1 pseudogene is annotated in these 728 nt (G+C 48.9%); it reads left to right on the top strand.

What is annotated here, in order from left to right:
• Positions 1-427 (top strand): annotated as a pseudogene (locus H740_RS11875) (hypothetical protein); the annotation flags it as partial.
• Positions 428-728 lie beyond the last annotated feature (301 nt).

Below are 728 nucleotides of genomic sequence, written 5' to 3'. Positions count from 1 at the left end.
GCTTGCCGCGCCGATACTCTCAGGCGAGCTAACCTGTGCCGAGGTGCCTCACACGACCTACACGCCGATACTTTTTAGCATGATAAAAACGGGCAAGATAGAAGAGGCAAAAGCCCTGCTGCCAAAGGCCGCGGCGACGATCGAGTCAAATCCTCGCGTCATAAACATGGTCGCCCCGCTCATCGAGATCGCCGTTAGGCTAGATGAGCGCGAGACGGCGCTAAACTTAGCGCGCAAGCACTCTGCGGCAATCCTTGAGGGCAACGACAATCTAAACGACCTGCGATTTTTCATCGCAGTTAGCGCGTTTGGCGACGAAAACGACTACAAAACGGTTTTGGAGCTGGCGGGCAAATTTGACGCCAGAAACGGCAATACCTACTACTCTGACTACCTGAACGAATTTTACGCTGAGTTTGGTTTTTAGCTTTTGCCGGTTAAATTTTATGGATAAATTTGGCAAATTTGACCGAGATAAATTTAGCAAATTTTACTCGCCGAGACCAGCATCTCGACGATAGTAAATTTGGCTTGGTTAATTTTAGGTTTTTTGCTTCATGTAAAAGAGATGGAGGGGGGGTGGATGGCGCTCTGTTGGCAACTCCCAAAGGGAGTGCAAGCGCAAAGTGAGGTAAAACCGAAGCAAAAGAGCTCCTTAGCAATTTATCTGTTTTCTTTTCTTTGGGAGAGGAAGGGGCTCTACTTACGGTCTGCTTGCAGCTACGAGC

This window comes from Campylobacter showae CC57C (assembly GCF_000344295.2).
Taxonomy (GTDB): domain Bacteria; phylum Campylobacterota; class Campylobacteria; order Campylobacterales; family Campylobacteraceae; genus Campylobacter_A; species Campylobacter_A showae_B.
The sequence above is the reverse complement of the archived record's forward strand: the minus strand, read 5'-3'. Positions and strand labels throughout refer to the sequence as shown.